Genomic DNA, 19,053 nt, shown 5'->3' on the forward strand with positions numbered 1-19,053 from the left:
TCAGGCGGTGCGGACGGCGGCGAGGGACTCGCGGGCCGCGGCGGCCACGTTCTCGGGGGTGAAGCCGAACTCGGCGAACAGGGTCCCGGCGTCGGCGGAGGCACCGAAGTGCTCCAGGGAGACGATGCGTCCGGCGTCGCCGACGAAGCGGTACCAGGTCAGGCCGATCCCGGCCTCGACGGCGACCCGGGCCTTCACGGCCGGCGGCAGGACGCTGTCGCGGTACTCGCGGGGCTGCTCCTCGAACCACTCCACGGACGGCATCGACACCACCCGGGTGCCGGTCCCCTCGGCCTCCAGGAGGTCACGCGCCGCGACGGCGAGGTGCACCTCGGAACCGGTGGCGATCAGGACCACCTCCGGGGTCTCGGTCGACGACTCGCGCAGCACATAGCCGCCCTTGGCCGCGTCCGGGTTCGGCGCGTACGTCGGCACGCCCTGGCGGGTCAGCGCGAGCCCGTGCGGGGCGGGGTGCGTGGCGTGCCTCTTCAGGATCTCGGCCCAGGCCGCCGCGGTCTCGTTGGCGTCGGCCGGGCGGACGACGTTCAGGCCCGGGATGGCGCGCAGCGCGGCCAGGTGCTCGACCGGCTGGTGGGTGGGGCCGTCCTCACCGAGACCGATGGAGTCGTGCGTCCAGACGTAGGTCACGGGCAGCTGCATCAGGGCCGACATCCGGACGGCGTTGCGCATGTAGTCGGAGAACACCAGGAAGGTGCCGCCGTAGATGCGGGTGTTGCCGTGCAGGGCGATGCCGTTCATCTCGGCGGCCATCGAGAACTCGCGGATGCCGAAGTGGACGGTACGGCCGTACGGGTTCGCCTCGGGGAGCGGGTTGCCCTTCGGCAGGAAGGAGGACGTCTTGTCGATGGTGGTGTTGTTGGAGCCCGCGAGGTCGGCGGAGCCGCCCCACAGCTCCGGCAGCACCGGGCCGAGCGCCTGCAGGACCTTGCCGGAGGCGGCACGGGTGGCGACCGCCTTGCCCTCCTCGAACACGGGAAGCTCGGACTCCCAGCCCTCGGGGAGCTGGCCGGCCACGACCCGGTCGAAGAGCGCGGCGTGCTCGGGCCGCGCGGTGCGCCACTCGGCGATCCGCTTGTCCCAGGCCACGTGGTCCTCGGCACCCCGGTCCAGGGCGCGGCGGGTGTGGGCCAGTACCTCGTCGGCGACCTCGAAGCTCCGCTCCGGGTCGAAGCCGAGGACGCGCTTGGTGGCGGCGATCTCGTCCGCGCCGAGCGCGGAGCCGTGGGAGGCCTCGGTGTTCCGCGCGTTCGGGGCGGGCCAGGCGATGATCGTGCGCATCGCGATGATCGAGGGGCGCCCGGTCTCGGCCTGCGCGGCCTTCAATGCTGTGTACAAGGCGTGAACATCGACATCACCCTCGGCGGTCGGCTCGATGCGCTGGGTGTGCCAGCCGTAGGCCTCGTAGCGCTTCAGCACGTCCTCGGAGAAGGCGGTCGCGGTGTCGCCCTCGATGGAGATGTGGTTGTCGTCGTAGACGAAGACCAGGTTGCCGAGCCTCTGGTGGCCGGCCAGCGAGGAGGCCTCGGCGGAGACGCCCTCCTCCAGGTCGCCGTCGGAGACGATCGCCCAGACCGTGTGGTCGAAGGGGGAGGTGCCCTCGGGGGCCTCGGGGTCGAAGAGGCCGCGCTCGTAGCGGGCGGCCATCGCCATGCCGACGGCGTTGGCGACGCCCTGGCCGAGGGGTCCTGTGGTGGTCTCGACGCCGGCCGTGTGGCCGTACTCCGGGTGGCCCGGGGTCTTCGAGCCGTGCGTCCGGAAGGCCTTGAGGTCGTCCAGCTCCAGCTCGTACCCGGCGAGGAACAGCTGGGTGTAGAGGGTCAGCGAGGTGTGCCCGGGGGAGAGGACGAAACGGTCCCGGCCGGTCCACTCGGGGTCGGCGGGATCGTGCCGCAGCAGCTTCTGGAAGATCGTGTACGCGGCCGGGGCGAGGCTCATCGCCGTGCCGGGGTGCCCGTTGCCGACCCGCTGCACGGCGTCGGCCGCGAGGAGGCGCGCGGTGTCCACGGCACGCCGGTCCAGGTCGGTCCACTCGAAGCTGTCCGATGTCTGCGTGCTCATCTTCAAGAAGTCCTCTTTTGAAGCGTGCCGGCTGGCCTGACGCGTTCAAAAGTAAAAGTCTGACTTTTGAGAGGGAAGGTTGGAGTGTGTCAGCCTGTGGTGAAAGTGGGACACGGATCTTCGACAGGGACGGCACGAGAAGGACATGGCGGACAGAACGCCCGACCGGGCAGGCGACGGTGACGGAATCAGAACCTTCCCCTTCCCGGTGGATCTGAGCGTCGGCGGTGTCGGCATACAGGTCGGCCCGATGGGGACCGGGCGCCGCTGGCACGCCTCCGACGCCCCGCTGGAGCGCGTCCACCGCATCGACTTCCATGTGGTCATGCTCTTCACCGAGGGCCCGGTCCGCCACATGGTCGACTTCGCCGAGTACCAGGCGCAAGCCGGTGACCTGCTGTGGATCCGCCCCGGCCAGGTGCACCGTTTCTCGCCGACGTGCGTGTACCGGGGGACCGTCCTGTCCATGCAGCCCGGATTCCTGCCGCGGGCCATCGTGGAGGCGACCGGCCTCTACCGCTACGACCTGCCGCCCCTGCTCCGCCCCGACCCGGCCCAGCTCGCCGCGCTCCAGGCGTCCCTCGCCCACCTGCAACGCGAGTACGAGGACAACGCGACCCTCCCGCTGAGCCTGCACACCTCGGTCCTGCGGCACTCCCTCACCGCGTTCCTGCTGCGGCTCGCCCATCTCGCGGCCAGCTCGGCGGAGGCGGCCCGGCGCCAGGCCGATACGACATTCACCCTTTTCAGGGACGCGGTGGAGAAGGACTTCGCCACCAACCACAGCGTCAGCGCCTACGCGGACGCCCTCGGCTACTCCCGCCGCACCCTGGTCCGCGCGGTCCGCGCCGCGACCGGGGAGACCCCGAAGGGCTTCATCGACAAGCGGGTCGTCCTGGAGGCGAAGCGCCTGCTGGCCCACACGGACCTGCCGATCGGCCGGGTGGGCGCGGCGGTCGGCTTCCCGGACGCGGCGAACTTCTCGAAGTTCTTCCAGCTGCACACCGGACAGACACCGGTGGGGTTCCGGGCGGAGCTGCGCTAGGGCGGGGGTGCGGGGCTGTGGGGCCGCGGGGGGGAGAGAGAGGGCCGCGGGGGGGTGAGGGAGAGAGGACCGTGGGGATCGTGGGGGTGCGAGGACCGCGGGGGTGCGCCAGGTCGGTCGGCTGTGGCTTCCAGGGGGGTCCACCCCGGCGGACGGCCGGCTCTTGCCGGGGGCGGCGGGCGCGGTGCGTTGTCGCGTCGCCGGGCGGTCGGCGGGTAGGGGGGTGCGGCGGGGTGGGATAAGCCGCGCTGGATACGCCGCGCGGGCGGGCGCGCGGACCTGTGTCCGTGCGCCCGCCCGATGTGCCGGCTCCGGCTTCGCCCCTGTGGGGCGGCGGTGCGCCGGCGGCTGCCCGGAATCCGGGTCAGTACGCGGAGTTGACGTTGTCGATCGAGCCGTAGCGGTGGGCGGCGTAGTTGGCGGCCGCGGTGATGTTGGCCACCGGGTCGGTGACGCTGTGGGCGGTGCCGGTCACGTGGTAGGCGTTGAAGGTGGGGTCGATGACCTGCAGCAGGCCCTTGGAGGGGGTGCCGGCCTTGGCGTTGACGTCCCAGTTGTTCTGGGCGGTCGGGTTGCCGCCGGACTCGCGCATGATGTTGCGCTTGAGGCCCTCGTAGCTGCCCGGAATGCCCTTGGCCTTCATGATCTGCAGGGACTGCTTGATCCAGCCGTCGAGGTTGTTGCCGGAGCCGGACTTCTGCGCGGCGGTGTGGCTGTGGCCGGAGGCGGTGACCGCGGTGGACACGTGCGCCTGCGTCGCTTCGGCGGCCTGTGCGTTCGCCGGCATCAGGGTGAGGGCGGCGGCCGCGGCGCCGGTGGTGGCGAGACCGGTGAGGCCGATGGTGCGCAGGCGGGCGATGCGGGTGCGGGTGTTCGTGGTCATGGAAAAGCAATCCTCCGGTTGGGGGGCATCGTCGGTGTCGGCTGCGGCCGACGATCGCGTGGTGCGAGCCGCGGGCCGCGGTCGAGAGTGGGCGGACCTGGTGGGGGATCCCGTTCGGTCCATCGCCCGTCTCCCGGCGACGACAGCAATGGTTAGCGGCGGGCGGCCCGGGGCGCAATGATGTGACGTACTACCCAACTTAGGAGAGAATGCCCGAAATGCTACTTATATAGTCTTTAGTTCCTGTTCAGGGCGTTTCGCGGCTACGGTCGCGCATAGGATGTGATCTGGCTCCTATGGGTGGCGTCACGCGTTCCAGCCCTCCGGAGGGGCGGAATCCGGGGTGGAAGGCGCCCCGCGAGACCCTGCTCGCGGGGCGCCTGCCCGGCCGGTGTCAGTGGCCGAAGTCGAACCAGTTCACGTTCACGAAGTCCGCCGACTGTCCGCTGGAGAAGGTCAGGTAGACGTCGTGCGTGCCGGTCACCGAGCTGATGTTGGCCGGGACCGTCGTCCAGGTCTGCCAGCCGCCGGTATTGGCCACCGAGAAACTGCCGATGGGGGCGTTGGAGGGGCTGTCGAGCCGGACCTGGACCAGGCCGCTCACCCCGGAGGCCGCGCCGCTCGCCACCCGTGCGTAGAACTGGGTGGCCGCCGTGGATCCGAAGTCCACACCCTTGTAGAGCGCCCAGTCGCCGTTGGCGATGTAGCCGATGTCCTGGCCGCCGCCGGTGTCCGTGGTGGTCTCGGCGGTGACGCCGGACTGGCTGTCGTAGGACTCCGCCTGGATGGCGCTGTAGGCGTCCCGGCTGCCGGTGGGCGGGGTCGTGGTACCGCTCCCACTGGCCGACAGCACCTGGACGTAGTCCACGACCATCGGGTGGCCGGACTCGGTGGCGCTGGTCGGGCCGCCGCCGAAGGCGTCCGGGAAGCCGCCGCCCATCGCCACGTTCAGGATCACGAAGAAGCCGTGGTTCGTCGCGTTCGCCCACGTGGTGGCGTCGACCTGGCTGGAGGTGACCGTCTGGTAGTTGACGCCGTCGACGTAGAAGCGGATCGCCTCGGGGCTCACCGAGCGGTCCCACTCCATCGTGTAGGTGTGGAAGCCGGACTGGCAGGTGGTGTTGGGGCAGGCGGTCGAATTGCCCAGCCCCGTGGTCTCGTTGCAGGGGCCGCCGGGGCTGGTGCCGCAGTGCATGGTCGCCCAGACCTTGTTCAGGCCCTGGACGTTCTCCATGATGTCCAGCTCGCCGACGCCCGGCCAGTTCTGGTAGTTGCCCCGGTAGGGCGCGCCCAGCATCCAGAACGCCGGCCAGTAGCCGTAGGCGGCGGTGCCGGTCACGTTCGGCATCTGGATGCGGGCCTCGACGCGCAGCTTGCCGCCGGCCGGGGGCTGGAAGTCGGTGCGGGTGGTCTCGATCCGGCCCGACGTCCAGTTGCCGGACGAGTCGCGCACCGGGGTGATGTCCAGGTTGCCGTTGCCGTCCAGGGCGACGTTGGAGGTGCTGGAGGTCATCGTCTCGACCTCGCCGGTGCCCCAGTTGGCGGGGCCGCCGGAGTAGGAAGTCCCGGTGTCGTACTGCCAGTTGGAGGTGTTGACGCCGGTGCCGGCGCTGCCGTTGAAGTCGTCGAGGAAGACCTGGCTCCAGCCGGACGGCACGCTGGGCGCCGAGGCGCTGGCGGGGAGGGTCGCGGTGGTGGCGGCCGTGACCGCCAGGCCGACGGTGGCGAACGCGGCGATGAGCGCGCGGCGGACCGGGCGCCGCCGTCTGTGATCCGCAGGGGGTATACCGGAGGTTTCACTCATGGGGTGCCTCTCGGGTACGGAGTGGGGGTGTGCGGGGTGCCCCTGAGAGCGCCGGACCAGATTGAGAGCGCTCTCAAAGTGGGCCCAATGTGCTCTCCGTGCCTCCGGTCGTCAAGAGTTAAAACAAAGAATCTCCTTGCCTCCCCACGGAGTTCACGCACTGAAGGCGCGCCCGGGTGTCAGACCGCGCTGCCGGCCTTCCAGTCCGACCAGGACAGGTTCCAGCCGTTGAGGCCGTTGGAGGCCTCGACGGTCTTCTCCCCGGAGTTCTTGACGATCACCACGTCGCCGATCATCGAGCTCTCGTAGAACTTGTAGCCCGCGACCGAGGAGTCGCTCGCGCCCTTGGCGTCGTGCAGGCCGACACACCCGTGGCTGGTGTTCTCGCTGCCGAAGACCGAGGTGGACGCCCAGTAGTTGCCGTGCACGAAGGTGCCGGAGGTGGTCAGGCGCTGGGCGTGCGGGACGTCGGAGATGTCGTACTCGTCGCCGAGGCCGACCGTGGAGGACTCCATCCGGGTCTGCTTGAACCGCTCGCTGATCACCATGATCCCGGACCAGGTGGTGTGCTGGGCGTTGCCGCCGGAGACCGGGTAGCTGGCGTAGGTGGCGCCGTCCCGCTTCACGACCATCTGCTTGGTGGACAGGTCGACGGTGCTGATCTGCTCGCGGCCGATGTGGAAGGTGACGTCCTTGGACTGCACGCCGTAGACGCCGTCCTGGCCCTCGACGTCCTTCAGCCGGAGACTCAGCGTGATCTTGGTGCCCTTCGCCCAGTACGTCTCCGGACGGAAGTCGAGCCGGGTGTCGCTGAACCAGTGCCCGACGACCTCCACCGCCGGCTCGGCGGTCACGGTGATCGCCTTCTGGACGGCCGCGCGGTCCGTCACGGCATGCGTGAAGTTGATCGACACCGGCATGCCGACACCGGACGTGGAGTCCGCCTCGGGCGTGAAGTAGCCGACGAAGGTCTCGCCGGGGGACTTCGTGGTGAAGGTGGCCACCGTCTCGTCGGTCGCGCCCTGCGCCTTCGCGGTCACCGTGTACTTCGTGCCCGAGTACGGGTTCTTCGCCGACGTCCACTTGGTCTTCGCGTCGTTGAAGGTGCCGGACAGCGTCGAGCCGTCGTTGCCCGCGACCGTCACGGAGGCCAGCGTGCCGTCGGCCACCGTCACCTCGACCGGGCTGGCGAAGTCGGCCTTCCTGGTACCGGAGACGGGCGTGACCGTGATCGTCGCCTTCTTGGTCGCGGACTTCGCGGAGGCCGTCGCGCCCTTCCCGTCCGTCGAGGCCGAGGCGTCGGCGGAGGAACTGCATCCGGCCAGCGCCGCCCCCGCGGGCACCACGCCGAGAGCGGTGAGGATCCCGCGCCGGGACCACTTCCCCGACTGCCGTCCGGACCGGTTCGATATGTGCTGGACGCCCACGACACGCCTTCCTGACTTGTCCACCTGTGTCAGGGCATCCTGCGCCGGTTGTATGGGTGGTTCCTTTGAATCGCGGGGGTGGTCCCTGAGATTCCGATGAAGGAGCCCCGTGATCCCTCTTTCCCGCCCCGGGGCGAGTCGGCCGGAACCCGGGTTGTCCTCGCCTTCCTTCGTGAACAGAGTATGAACGCCCGACCGGCGGCCTGAGTTTCCGGTGAGATCCCCCTCCCGGAAAGGCTTCCCCATCTACCCGATCGGAATAGTAGAGAAGCAGTACGCCGACCCGCCGGAGGTATTCCGTGACCGACGTCCGCAAGCGGCACAGTGTGGCCATCGTGGGAGCAGGAGCGGCGGGTGCCCTCACCGCCGTCCAGCTCTGCGAGACGGCGCACCGCCGCCGGACTCCGCTCGACCTCGTCCTGATCGACCCGGCCCCGGAGGCGGGCCGGGGCGGCGCCTACGCCACCCGCGACCCCCGGCACCGCCTCAACGTGCCCGCGGGCAACATGAGCGCCTACCCGGACGACCCCGGGCACTTCGTCCGCTGGCTCTGCCGGCACGGCGAACCCGCCGTCACCGGCGCCGACTTCGCCACCCGCTACCGCTACGGCGCCTACCTCGCCGACACCCTCGGCCAGGCCCTCGTCCGCGCCCACGGCACGGTCGCCGTGCGCCGGCTGCGCACCCGCGCGGAGAGCTGTACCGGCACCCCCGACGGACGGGTGGAACTCCATCTGGCCGACGGGGGACGCCTGGTGGCGGACAGCGCGGTCCTCGCCACCGGACCGGCGGGCGCCACCGCCGGGTGGGCCCCGCCCGCCCTGCGCACCTCGCCCCGCTTCATCGCCACCCCCTGGTCCCCGGGCGCCCTGGACCCGGTGCGGGACAGCCCCGACGACATCCTCCTGGTCGGCACCGGACTGACCGCCGTGGACCTCGCCCTCACCCTCGACCGCCCCGGCCGCACCGTGCACGCCCTCTCCCGCAGCGGACTGCTGCCCCAGCCGCACGCCCTCGGCCCGTCCGGCGCGATGCCCGCCCCGGACGGCCTCGACGACACCTCGCTGGGCCGGCTGCGCCGCGCGGTCTACCGCCAGGTGAGCCGCTCCGTCCGCACCCACGGCGACTGGCGCCCCGGCCTGGACAGCCTCCGCCCGCACACCGCACGGCTGTGGCGCAGCCTCACCCCCGAGGAGCGCGAGGAGTTCCTGGCCCGCGAGGGCGCCCTGTGGAACAGCCACCGCCACCGGATGGCCCCCGCCACCGCCGAACACGTCTCCCGCGCCCGCACCGCCCGCCGGCTGCGGGTGCACACCGGTACGGTCGTCCGGGTCACCGGCGCCGAACACGGCCCCCTCACGGTCGAGTTGTCCAACGGGCAGGCGCTGCACACCGGTTGGGTGATCGACTGCACCGGACCGGGCCGGCGTCTCGACTCGCCCCTGTGGCAGGCCCTGTTCGGCTCCGGCCTGGCCGTCCCCGGCCCGCTCGGCATGGGCGCGGCCACCCGCGACGGACAGCTCCTCGACGCCCGGGGCCGGACCGCGCGCCCCCTGTTCACGCTCGGCGCGCCGCGCCGGGGCGAGCTGTGGGAGACCACCGCCATCCCCGAAATCCGCGTCCAGGCCGCCGAGTTGGCCCAGCGGCTGCTGCCCGTGCCGGGGCACGGGCGGGCTTCCCGGCGGCCCGTCGACGGCCATGGACTGCCCCTCTCCACCCACGCCGAGGCGGCCGCCGCCTACCGAGGCGGTCTCGACCGGGTGCTCAAGGTGCGCTCCGGCGCCGAGGGTGCCTTCGCCCGCGCGGTCGCCCTCGACCCCGGCTTCGCCCTCGGCCACGCGGCACTCGCCCTGCTGGGCCACGAGTGCGCCGCCGCCGTCGACGTGCCCCGCGCCCTCGCCGACGCCCAGCGCGCGGCCCGCGAGCGCTCCGACGAACGGGAGCGGTCCTTCGTGGCGGTGGTCACCCGCCGGGTGGCCGGCGACGACGGGGACGAGGCCCTCGTACGGCATCTGCGGGAGCACCCGGGGGACGCGCTGGCACTCGCGGCGGCCGTGCCGACCATCGCGTTCTCCGGAGTCGGTGATCTGCACGACGACGACGCCCTGGGGCTGCTCGAACTGACCTCGCCCGCGTACGACGGACACTGGTTCCACACCTCGCTGCTCGCCTTCCTGCGCCAGGAGGAGGGACGGCTGCACGAGGCGGGCGAACTGGCCCACCGCGCGCTCGCCGCCGAGCCCGCCTCCGGGCACGCGGTGCACGCCCTGGCACACGTCCACTACGAGTCCGGCGCGCACGAGGCGGGCCGGGACTGGCTCGACGGATGGGTGTCCGGGCGCGGGCGGGGCGCGGTGCACCGGGCGCACTTCTCCTGGCACATCGCCCTGCACGAACTCGCCCTGGACGACCCGGCCGCCGTACGCCGTCGCTGGTTCACCCAGCTGGCGCCGGGCCGGGTGCGCGGGATGCGGGCGCTGGTGGACTCGGGTTCGCTGCTGTGGCGGGCCCGGCTCAGCGACAGCTGGGACGGGGAGCTGCCGACGGCGGACGTGCTGGACTCGGTGGCCCGGGAGGTACTGGAGCGGCCCGCCACCGCGTTCACCGCGCTGCACGCGGCCGTCGCCCTCACCGCCGCCGGGGATCTGCCGGCGCTGCACCGGCTGCGCGACCACGCGGCCGGCGCCGATCCCGTGCAGCGGGAGGTGATCGCACCGCTGTGCGAGGCCCTCGCGGCGCTGGTCGAGGAGCGCTTCCACGAGGCGGCCCGGGGGCTCGACGCGCTGCTGCCGGTGCTGCGCCGGGTCGGCGGCAGCGCGGCCCAACGCGAGGTCGTGGAGGAGACGTTGCTGTACGCCCTCGTCGCGGCCGGCCGCTGCGACGCGGCCCGGCGGCTCCTGGACACCCGGCTGGACCGCAAACCGGCGCCTCGGGACCGCAGGTTGCGGGCGGCGCTGCCCTCCTGAGCGGTGCGCGGTGGCCGCCGGGGGCATACGGGTCCCCGGCGGCCGTCTGCGATCATTCTCATGTCGTGGAGAGGGAACCTCCGGGCCGGAAACGCCCTCTCCGGAGTCGAGACAGAGCTCGGCTCAGGACCACGCACCGCCGTCACTCCGGGGGACCCGTATGCCCAGCCGCCGCCGTTTCCTCACCGGGGCCGCCGCCGCGCCCGTCGCGCTCGCGGCGGTCACGGCGTGCGAGGACGGGGACCGGGCACAGCCCGCCCGGCAGGCCAAGCACACCGTCGAGCCCGCCGCGGCCGCATCCGCCGCGCCGGGCCCGTCGGACCGGCTCAACTTCGTGGTGATCCTCGCCGACGACCTCGGCTACGGCGAACTCGGCTCCTACGGCCAGCAGCTGATGCACACCCCGCGCCTGGACGCCCTCGCCGCCGAGGGCCTGCGCTTCACCCAGGCCTACGCGCCCGCCCCGGTGTGCGCGCCCTCACGCTGCTCGCTGCTCACCGGCCTGCACAGCGGGCACGCGACCGTGCGGAACAACCCGTTCGGACCGGGCGGCCAGGGCGCCCTCACCGAGAAGGACTTCACCTTCGCGGAGGCGCTCAAGGCGCTCGGCTACCGCACCGGCCTGATCGGCAAGTGGGGCTTCGGCCCCAACGCCCCGGACCAGCCGAGCCATCCCAACGCGCGTGGTTTCGAGGAGTTCTACGGCTACCTCACCCACCACCACGCCCATGACTACTTCCCCGAGTACCTGTGGCACAACGGCAGCCGCGAGGAGATCCCCGCCAACAAGGGCGGCGCGCAGAAGGTCTACGCCCCCGACCTCATGTCCGAACGTGCGCTCGGCTTCCTGCACGCCCACCGCGGCGAGCCGTTCCTGCTCTACCTCGCCCCGACCCTGCCGCACGCCCCGAGCAAGGACCCGCACACCGGCGAGTACGCCGACCGCCCCTGGACCGGCCCCAACGAGCGGCACGCGGCCCAGGTGACCTCCTTCGACACCATGGTCGGCGCCATCACCGACCGGCTCACCGAACTCGGCCTCGCGGACCGCACCATCGTCCTGGTCTCCAGCGACAACGGACCGCACGAGGAGGCCGGCACCGACCCCGATCTCTTCGACGGCAACGGTCCGTTGCGCGGCTACAAGCGGAACCTGTACGAGGGCGGCATCCGCGTCCCCTTCATCGCCTGGTCCCCGAAGCACGTCCCGACCGGCACCACGGACCGGCCCACCCCGCTCACCGACCTGCTGCCCACCCTCGCCGAGCTCGCGGGCGCGCCCGCCCCGACGGACGTCGACGGCCTCTCCATCGCCCCGCTGCTGCGCGGCTCCCCGCACACCGCCCACCACGACAGCCTGTACTTCTACCGCAACCACGCGGGCGTCACCGCACGCCAGAACGCCGTCGACCACGGCCGGGGCGACCGGCTCGCCGAGGCGCTGCGGCGCGGCGACCTCAAGGCGATCCGGTTCGCGCCGGGACGGAGCCTGAGCGCCCCGGACGACCAGTGGAACGTAGAGCTGTACGACCTCGCCCGCGACCCCGGCGAGGAGCACGACCTCGCCGCCGCACGGCCCGCCCAGGCGGACGCCCTGGTGAAGCTGATGCACGAGTCGTGGGCGCCGGTGTACCCGCGCAGACCCTTCGGGGTGACCCTCGAAGTCACCGGCCGGGGAGTGGAGTTCACGGTCACCGCCACGCTCGCGAACGGCTCCGCACGCCCCTGGCAGGCCGCCCGGCTCACCCTCGACGCCCCCAGCGGCTGGCTGGTCCACGCACGGGACGCGGCCACCGCGACCCGCCTGGACCCCGGCGAACACCTCACGGCCCACTGGCGGGTCACCCGCCCCCAGGTCTCCACCGCCACGACGCTCACCTGCCGGGGCACGGCCCACCACGCGGACGACGAGGTGACGTACACCGCCACGGCGGCGGTCGGCTGACGGAACGTCTCCGTCGGGGCCCCGAATCGATCACGTGTCGGAAACGGGTGCCGTCCGCCGTCGGGCCGGCGGGCAGCCTGGGGGCATGGGGGACGACGGACTGCGGGACCATCGGCAGGAGCGGACCGTACGGCGGGGCGAGCCGCGCCCGCTCGTACCGGAGGACCCGACGGCCCGGGGGAGTTCGCTCGGGAAGGGCGGGGCGGTGGGCTGTCTGTGGAACGGCTGCCTGGCCGTGCTGGTGACCGCCCTGCTGATGGTGGTCGGCGCCTGGGCATGGTTCGGTGCCATCGGCCCCGCCCACTACCGGAGCCAGGCCCGCGCCGACCTGCGGGCCTCCGTGGCCGGGTCCGTGTCCCGGCTGCGGAAGTCCGCGGCGGACGGCACCCTGCTCTACACGGAGATCGACCAGGACATGCTCGGCGCCCCGTACCGGCCGCACGCGTGGGTGCGCAGACAGGGCAGCACCGTCATCGTGACCGCCTGGGTCACGGGCGTCGCACCGGCTGTTTTTTTCGGCGACACCGAGGTCAGCGGCTGCTACGAGTTCCGGGTCAGGCCGCCGGCGGTGTCGGTCCGGCAGCTCTCCGACAAGGGCTGCGCCGGCGCGTCCGAGGAGACGTCCCGGCTGTCGGCCGAGGAGGCCGCCGACGTGGTCGCCGCACTGCGCTCCGCCTACGCGCACGGCGGACCGGAGGCGGCGTACGACGACCCGGTGTGGCGCAGCCGGGGCGTCGAACCCACGAGGAAGTACGCGGAGACAGGCCGGCTGGTGGTCGACGCCTGGCTGATGACGAACGAGTGGCCGCTGGGGCGGGACTGCTACGAGTTCCGGGCCCGGGCCGGGTCCGTGACCGCCAGGAAGCTCGCCTCCGGAACCTGTCTGGCACCCGACTGACCCCGGACGCCCGCCGGCACCGCCCACCACTGGTCCGGCCGGTCCACGACCACCGCGTCCGGACCGGTGTCCAGGTACCGGGCCAGACGCAGCAGGTACGCCGCGATGCCCGCCGCGCCCTGCATCCACGACGTGCCCGGCGGCAGCAGCGGGGACTCGATGCGGTACTCCACGAAGCGCCAGCGGGCGCCGGCCCCGTCCCTGACCGCCCGCTCCACCAGTGCGTCCCCCATGCGGAGGGCGGCGCCCACCAAGGTGTCCGCCCTGGGTGTCCCCGCGCCGTCCTGCGCCGCGTCGAGGAGGACGTCCCCGACACCCGCCGTCCCGCAGCAGCGGCCGTCGTTGTCCCAGAAACCGGGGCGCAGCCGCTGCGGAACTCCCGAGGTGAGGATCGAGGTCAGGCAGCGCTGCCGCAGTTCCCCGACGTCGTGCCCGGCCACCTCGGCCACGCCCGCGTGGGCGAGCGCCGCGAACAGGTGCGAGGTGCCCGCCGGACCGTGGCACCAGGTGTACGTGACCGGTTCCACCTCCCGCTTCGACGGCGGGATCGTGTGCGGGACGATGAAGCCGTCCTCCGCCAGCGAGCCCACGGACAGCACATGCCGGGCTCCTTCCACGGCGGCCGTGACGAAGTCCTCGCGGCGCAGCGCCGTGCCCGCCACGGCCAGGGCTGCGGCGACCCCGGCGGCACCGTGCGAGTAGTTCGGGCTCCGCGACTCCGAGTGCGGCGCGATCCCCCAGTCCAGGCCCGCCTCCGTGCGGTCCGCCATCCGCAGCAGCGCCTCGCCGCCGGTCGTCGCGATCTGCTCCGTGTACTCGCCGCCCGCCCAGACGGCCGTCATGACCACGCCCGCGACGCCCATGATGATGTCGGTCAGGGGTGCGTCGGAACCCGGTACGAAGGCTGTGGTGGTCCGCCAGCCGTCGGGGCCGGCCAGCTCGGCCAGCCGCCGCAGCACGGTCGTCTCGCTCCCCGGGGCGAGGAGCCGCAGTGCCGTGGCATGGCCCGCGAGGCCGATGTAGAGCGAGGGTTCCGTGGTGATGTGCGCCTGTGCCGAGAGGCGGTGCCCGATCCCGGTGGCCAGGGCCTGTTCCGGCTCGCTCAGCGGCCGGTACCGCGCGATCTCCGCCAGCACCGGGGCCAGGCCCGCGATCCCCGCGTACAGCGAGTCCCGGTCCTCGTCGGGGGCCGGGTCCGGGCCGTCCTGCGCCACCTCTTCCGGCAGCCAGGGGCCCTCGTCCTCCCGCACCTGGTCCAGCACCCACGACCAGGCGGCCTCGCCCAGCTCCCGGTACACCTCGCTCGTCGTCACCCGGCCACGCTACCCGGTCTGGTCCGTCCGCTCCGGCTGCCAGCCCAGTGCCCGGGAGATCCCCCGCGCGGCCAGCCGCACCGCCGGGACCAGCGTGGGTACCTGGGCGTCGGCCTGGGGTACCACCACCGAGACGGCCGCGGCCACCTGCCCCGTCGCCCCGCGCACCGGTGCCGCCACCGACAGCGCGTCGTCGGTGACCTGACGGCTGCTCACCGCCACGCCCGTGCGCCGCACTTCGGCCAGCGAACGGCGCAACCGGGCCGGATCCGTGATGGTGTACGGCGTGAAGGACGACAACGGCCCGGCACAGTAGTCCTGTTGGAAGACGGGCGTCTCGTGCGCCAGCAGCGCGAGTCCCACCCCCGTCGCATGCAGCGGCCAGCGGGCGCCCACCCGGATGTGCACGCCCACCGCCGAACGCCCCGACAGCCACTCGATGTAGACGACCTCGGATCCGTCGCGCACCGCCAACTGCACGTTTTCGTGCGTCGCTTCGTACAGATCCTCCAGGTACGGCAGCGCGACCTGGCGCAGGGCGAGACCGCGCGGTGCCAGCGCGGCCAGCTCCCAGAGCCGCAGCCCCACGTGGTAGAGGCCGTCCGTGTCCCGCTCCAGCGCGCCCCACGCGGTGAGCGCGCCGACCAGCCGGTGCGCGGTGCTCAGGGAGAGCCCGGCGCGGCGGCTGATGTCGGTGAGGCTCAGCGCCGGATGCCCGTGGTCGAACGCGGCCAGCACCGCGAGCAGCCGGTCGTGGGCGGACCGGGCGGCGGCGGTCATGGCTGGTCGGCGACGCGCAGCAGCAGGGCGTGCAGCGTCTGGCGCTCGGCGGGGTCGAGCGGGCCCAGCAGGTCGTTCGTCACCCGCTGGCCCGCCTCGTCGGTGTCCCGCAGGAACGCCCGGCCGGCCTCGGTCAGCACCACGATCCGGCTGCGGCGGTCGTCGGGGGAGGGGCGCCGCTCGGCGAAGCCCAGCTTCTCCAGGTCGTCGACCAGGCCGACGATCGCGCTCGGGTCGTAGCCGAGCCGGGTGCTCAGCTCCCGCTGGAGCGCGCCCTCCGAGCCGGCGAGGAAACGCAGCACCGCGTAGTGGCGCAGCCGCAGCCCGGACTCCTGCAGGAACGTGTTGAAGAACTGCCCGGAGCGCAGGCCCAGGCGGTACAGCAGGTAACCCGTGTCCGCGTGCAGCCCGCGCATCCACGGCTCGTCCGCGTCGATGGTCTTGGGGGTGGCGTGCTGGCGTGTGATGGCTGACTCCCTGGCTCGATGCGTCCTGGTGATTCCAGCATGACGCACCCATAGGTCACCAACAACTATTGACGTCAACAATTATTGCTCTTAGCTTCGATCTCGAAGCCGCACCCCATGCGAAAGGGACCCACCCGTGCCCAGCATCGATCTCACCGGCAAGGTCGCCGTCGTCACCGGCAGCGGCCGGGGTCTCGGCCTCGCCTATGCCCACGCCCTGGCCGCCCACGGCGCGTCCGTGGTCGTCAACGACGTGGACGAGGCGGTGGCCGAGGCGGCCGTGAAGTCCATCACCGAGGCCGGCGGCACGGCCGTCGCCGAGGTCGTCCCGGTCGGCACGAGCGAGGCCGCCGAGCGGCTCGTGAACCGCGCGGTGGAGGAGTTCGGCCGCCTCGACATCCTGGTCACCAACGCCGGCATCCTGCGCGACAAGGTGCTGTGGAAGATGACCGACGACGACTTCGACGCGGTCGTCACCACCCACCTCAAGGGCACCTTCACCTGCGCCCGCGCCGCCGCCGTACGGATGCGCGAGCAGGGCGAGGGAGGGACGCTCGTCCTGGTCGGCTCCCCGGCCGGCCAGCGCGGCAACTTCGGCCAGACCAACTACGCCGCCGCCAAGGCCGGCATCGCCGCCATGGCCCGCACCTGGTCGATGGAGCTGGGCCGGGCGGGCATCACGGTCAACGCGATCGTCCCGGTGGCCGCCACCGCGATGACCGAGACCATCCCCGCCTTCGCCCCCTACATCGAGGCGATGCGCAACGGCGACCCGCTCCCGGACTTCCTGCGCAAGGGCGAGGGCTTCGGCACCCCCGAGGACTGCGCGGCCGTCGTCCCCTTCCTCGCCTCCGAGGCCGCCCGGGGAATCACCGGCCAGGCCATCGGCATCGGCGGCGACAAGGTGGCACTCTGGTCGCACCCCCAGGAGATCCGGGCGGCCTACGCCGACGGCGGCTGGACCCCGGACACCCTGGCCGACGCCTTCCCCACCTCGGTCGGCGCCGAACTCCAGACCGTGGGCATCCCCGCGCCCAAGCTCCCGGAGGCATGATGGACATCGAGGCACTCACCGCGATCGACGTCCACACGCACGCCGAGGTCTCCTCCCAGGGCCACTCCTCCCTCGACGAGGACCTGCACGACGCGTCCTCCGCCTACTTCAAGATCGAGGGCAAGCGGAAGCCGACCATCGAGGAGACCGCCGCCTACTACCGCGAGCGGAACATGGCCGCCGTGATCTTCACGGTGGACGCCGAGTCCGCGACCGGCACCGCGCCCGTCCCCAACGAGGAGGTCGCCGAGGCCGCGGCCGCCAACTCCGACGTACTGATCCCCTTCGCCTCCATCGACCCCTTCCGCGGCAGGGCCGGTATCAGGCAGGCCCGCCGCCTGGTCGAGGAGTACGGGGTGAAGGGCTTCAAGTTCCACCCCAGCATCCAGGGCTTCTTCCCGAACGACCGCGCGGTGGCGTACGGCCTCTACGAGGTGATCGAGGAGACGGGCGCCATCGCCCTCTTCCACACCGGCCAGACGGGCATCGGCGCCGGGGTCCCGGGCGGGGGCGGTATCCGCCTCAAGTACTCGAACCCGCTGCACGTGGACGACGTGGCCGCCGACTTCCCCCAGCTGAAGATCATCCTGGCGCACCCCTCCTTCCCCTGGCAGGACGAGGCCCTCGCCGTCGCCACCCACAAGCCGGGCGTGCACATCGACCTGTCCGGCTGGTCGCCGAAGTACTTCCCGCCGCAGCTGGTGCAGTACGCCAACACGCTGCTGAAGGACAAGGTCCTGTTCGGCTCCGACTTCCCCGTCCTCACCCCCGACCGGTGGCTCGCCGACTTCGCGAACCTGCCGATCAAGGACGAGGTCCGGCCGAAGATCCTCAAGGAGAACGCCGCCCGTCTGCTCGGGCTGACCAAGCCATAAGGGGCCGCAGATGCGCAACGAGGGACTGGGCTCGTGGCCCGCACGCCGGGCCCGCAAGACCCCGCACCGAACGGCGCTGGTATTCGGTGACCGGTCGACCGACTACCGCACGTTGTACACCCGCACCACGCGCCTGGCCCACGCCCTGCGCGCCCGGGGCATCCGCCGTGGTGACCGCATCGCCTACCTCGGCCCCAACCACCCCGCCTACCTGGAGACCCTGTTCGCGGCCGGCACCCTGGGCGCGGTCTTCGTCCCGCTGAACACCCGCCTGGCGGGCCCCGAGATCGCCTACCAGCTCACCGACTCCGGCGCCAAGGCGCTCCTGTACGCCCCCGCGCACGCCGGTCTGGTCGCCGGGCTCCCCGGCACCAGCGACGTCCGGACCTATGTCGAAGTGGGCGCCGAGTACGAGGAGCTGCTGGCGGCAGCGGCGGACGACCCGATCGACGAACCCGTCGCCCCCGACGACACCTGCATCATCATGTACACCTCGGGGACGACCGGCCGCCCCAAGGGCGCGATGCTCACGCACGGCAACCTGACCTGGAACGCGCTCAACGTCCTCGTCGACACCGATCTGATCGCCGACGAACGCGCCCTGGTCTCCGCCCCGTTGTTCCACACGGCGGGCCTCAACATGCTCACCCTGCCGGTCCTGCTGAAGGGCGGCACCTGCGTCCTGGTGGAGGCCTTCGACCCGGAAGCGACCTTCGACCTGATCGAACGCCACCGGATCACCTTCATGTTCGGCGTACCGACGATGTTCGACCAGGTGGCCCGGCACCCCCGCTGGCCGGCCGCCGACCTCTCCTCCCTCCGCATCCTCACCTGCGGCGGCTCCCCGGTCCCCACCCCGCTGATCGCGGCCTACCAGGAACGGGGACTGACCTTCCTCCAGGGCTACGGCATGACCGAGGCCTCGCCCGGCACCCTCTTCCTCGACGCCGAGCACGCGACCGGCAAGGCGGGCTCGGCGGGCGTACCGCACTTCTTCAGCGACGTACGGGTGGTACGGCCCGACCTCACCCCGGTCGACGTCGGCGAGCCCGGCGAGGTGGTCGTCCGCGGACCCCATGTCATGCCCGGCTACTGGGGACTGCCCGAGGAGACCGCGGCCTCCTTCGCCGACGGCTGGTTCCGCAGCGGGGACGCGGCCCGGGTCGACGAGGACGGCTACGTCTTCATCGTCGACCGCCTCAAGGACATGATCATCTCCGGCGGCGAGAACATCTACCCCGCCGAGATCGAGGACCTGCTCCTCGCCCACCCCGACATCGTCGAGTGCGCGGTCATCGGCGTACCGGACGACAAGTGGGGCGAGGTGCCGCGCGCGGTGGTCGTCCCCCGCGAGGGCGCCGCGCTCGACCCCGACGAGGTGCTGGCCTCGCTGGCCGGGCGGCTCGCCAAGTACAAGCTCCCCAAGTCGGTGGTGCTCGCGGACGAACTCCCGCGCACCGCCTCCGGAAAACTCCTCAAGTCCCGTGTGCGCAAGCGCTACGGCTCCAACTCCTAGG

The 19,053-nt window shown here is 72.3% G+C and carries 14 protein-coding genes; 7 read left to right on the forward strand and 7 right to left on the reverse strand.

Annotated elements, in window-relative coordinates; all coding sequences use genetic code 11:
* Positions 1-2,079 (reverse strand): transketolase, encoded by a 2,079-nt coding sequence (gene tkt, locus AB0D85_RS13080; RefSeq protein WP_362318133.1) that lies wholly within the window; start codon positions 2,077-2,079, stop codon positions 1-3.
* 145 nt (positions 2,080-2,224) lie between these two features.
* On the opposite strand from tkt, the gene AB0D85_RS13085 reads away from it, so the two are divergent.
* Positions 2,225-3,124, forward strand: a complete 900-nt coding sequence (locus tag AB0D85_RS13085) for an AraC family transcriptional regulator (RefSeq protein ID WP_362318136.1) — start codon at positions 2,225-2,227, stop codon at positions 3,122-3,124.
* Positions 3,125-3,488: 364 nt separating this feature from the next.
* Here AB0D85_RS13085 and AB0D85_RS13090 read toward each other — a convergent pair whose 3' ends face one another.
* From AB0D85_RS13090 to AB0D85_RS13100, 3 genes are all read right to left on the reverse strand, one after another.
* Positions 3,489-4,007, reverse strand: a complete 519-nt coding sequence (locus AB0D85_RS13090; RefSeq protein WP_362318139.1) for a transglycosylase SLT domain-containing protein — start codon at positions 4,005-4,007, stop codon at positions 3,489-3,491.
* A 394-nt stretch (positions 4,008-4,401) separates the two neighbouring features.
* Positions 4,402-5,811: a glycoside hydrolase family 16 protein gene (locus AB0D85_RS13095; protein WP_362318142.1), complete on the reverse strand. Its 1,410-nt coding sequence runs from the start codon at positions 5,809-5,811 to the stop codon at positions 4,402-4,404.
* Between the two features lie 179 nt (positions 5,812-5,990).
* Entirely contained in the window at positions 5,991-7,238 is a 1,248-nt protein-coding gene (locus AB0D85_RS13100; RefSeq protein ID WP_362318145.1) for an Ig-like domain-containing protein, read from the reverse strand.
* Positions 7,239-7,537: 299 nt separating this feature from the next.
* Between AB0D85_RS13100 and AB0D85_RS13105 the strand changes: the two genes are divergently transcribed.
* From AB0D85_RS13105 to AB0D85_RS13115, 3 genes are all read left to right on the forward strand, one after another.
* Positions 7,538-10,204, forward strand: coding sequence for an FAD/NAD(P)-binding protein (locus AB0D85_RS13105; protein WP_362318148.1), 2,667 nt, complete (start codon positions 7,538-7,540; stop codon positions 10,202-10,204).
* Between the two features lie 160 nt (positions 10,205-10,364).
* Positions 10,365-12,149, forward strand: coding sequence for a sulfatase-like hydrolase/transferase (locus AB0D85_RS13110; protein ID WP_362318151.1), 1,785 nt, complete (start codon positions 10,365-10,367; stop codon positions 12,147-12,149).
* A gap of 85 nt (positions 12,150-12,234) precedes the next feature.
* Positions 12,235-13,047: a hypothetical protein gene (locus AB0D85_RS13115; RefSeq protein ID WP_362318154.1), complete on the forward strand. Its 813-nt coding sequence runs from the start codon at positions 12,235-12,237 to the stop codon at positions 13,045-13,047.
* Here the strand turns inward: AB0D85_RS13115 and AB0D85_RS13120 are convergent.
* The 3 genes from AB0D85_RS13120 to AB0D85_RS13130 are packed head-to-tail and all read right to left on the reverse strand — an operon-like array spanning position 12,972 to position 15,556.
* On the reverse strand, positions 12,972-14,360 hold the full coding sequence (locus tag AB0D85_RS13120; protein WP_362318157.1) for a lanthionine synthetase LanC family protein: 1,389 nt from the start codon (positions 14,358-14,360) through the stop codon (positions 12,972-12,974). The genes AB0D85_RS13115 and AB0D85_RS13120 overlap by 76 nt on opposite strands.
* A gap of 9 nt (positions 14,361-14,369) precedes the next feature.
* Positions 14,370-15,140 carry an IclR family transcriptional regulator gene (locus tag AB0D85_RS13125; protein WP_362318160.1) on the reverse strand — a complete coding sequence of 257 codons (771 nt, stop codon included), beginning with the start codon at positions 15,138-15,140 and terminating at the stop codon, positions 14,370-14,372.
* The gene (locus tag AB0D85_RS13130; protein WP_362319236.1) at positions 15,137-15,556 is read right to left on the reverse strand and encodes a MarR family transcriptional regulator; all 420 of its coding nucleotides are present in this window, start codon (positions 15,554-15,556) and stop codon (positions 15,137-15,139) included. Before AB0D85_RS13130 ends, AB0D85_RS13125 begins: the two co-directional genes overlap by 4 nt.
* A 187-nt stretch (positions 15,557-15,743) precedes the next feature.
* On the opposite strand from AB0D85_RS13130, the gene AB0D85_RS13135 reads away from it, so the two are divergent.
* From AB0D85_RS13135 to AB0D85_RS13145, 3 genes are read left to right on the forward strand one after another with little or no spacing between them, the layout of a single operon-like run.
* Entirely contained in the window at positions 15,744-16,661 is a 918-nt protein-coding gene (locus tag AB0D85_RS13135; protein ID WP_362318163.1) for an SDR family oxidoreductase, read from the forward strand.
* Entirely contained in the window at positions 16,661-17,536 is an 876-nt protein-coding gene (locus tag AB0D85_RS13140; protein ID WP_362319239.1) for an amidohydrolase family protein, read from the forward strand. Before AB0D85_RS13135 ends, AB0D85_RS13140 begins: the two co-directional genes overlap by 1 nt.
* 10 nt (positions 17,537-17,546) lie before the next feature.
* Positions 17,547-19,052 carry a long-chain fatty acid--CoA ligase gene (locus tag AB0D85_RS13145; RefSeq protein ID WP_362318166.1) on the forward strand — a complete coding sequence of 502 codons (1,506 nt, stop codon included), beginning with the start codon at positions 17,547-17,549 and terminating at the stop codon, positions 19,050-19,052.
* Position 19,053 lies beyond the last annotated feature (1 nt).

This window comes from Streptomyces sp. NPDC048277, from assembly GCF_040652235.1.
In the GTDB taxonomy this organism is placed as follows: Bacteria; Actinomycetota; Actinomycetes; order Streptomycetales; family Streptomycetaceae; genus Streptomyces.

Bases quoted from the DNA above. Each gene is read 5' to 3' on its own strand.
- tkt (WP_362318133.1), bottom strand. From the start codon at position 2,079: ATGAGCACGCAGACATCGGACAGCTTCGAGTGGACCGACCTGGACCGG.
- AB0D85_RS13085 (WP_362318136.1), top strand. From the start codon at position 2,225: ATGGCGGACAGAACGCCCGACCGGGCAGGCGACGGTGACGGAATCAGA.
- AB0D85_RS13090 (WP_362318139.1), bottom strand. From the start codon at position 4,007: ATGACCACGAACACCCGCACCCGCATCGCCCGCCTGCGCACCATCGGC.
- AB0D85_RS13095 (WP_362318142.1), bottom strand. From the start codon at position 5,811: ATGAGTGAAACCTCCGGTATACCCCCTGCGGATCACAGACGGCGGCGC.
- AB0D85_RS13110 (WP_362318151.1), top strand. From the start codon at position 10,365: ATGCCCAGCCGCCGCCGTTTCCTCACCGGGGCCGCCGCCGCGCCCGTC.
- AB0D85_RS13115 (WP_362318154.1), top strand. From the start codon at position 12,235: ATGGGGGACGACGGACTGCGGGACCATCGGCAGGAGCGGACCGTACGG.
- AB0D85_RS13125 (WP_362318160.1), bottom strand. From the start codon at position 15,140: ATGACCGCCGCCGCCCGGTCCGCCCACGACCGGCTGCTCGCGGTGCTG.
- AB0D85_RS13130 (WP_362319236.1), bottom strand. From the start codon at position 15,556: ATGCGCGGGCTGCACGCGGACACGGGTTACCTGCTGTACCGCCTGGGC.
- AB0D85_RS13140 (WP_362319239.1), top strand. From the start codon at position 16,661: ATGGACATCGAGGCACTCACCGCGATCGACGTCCACACGCACGCCGAG.
- AB0D85_RS13145 (WP_362318166.1), top strand. From the start codon at position 17,547: ATGCGCAACGAGGGACTGGGCTCGTGGCCCGCACGCCGGGCCCGCAAG.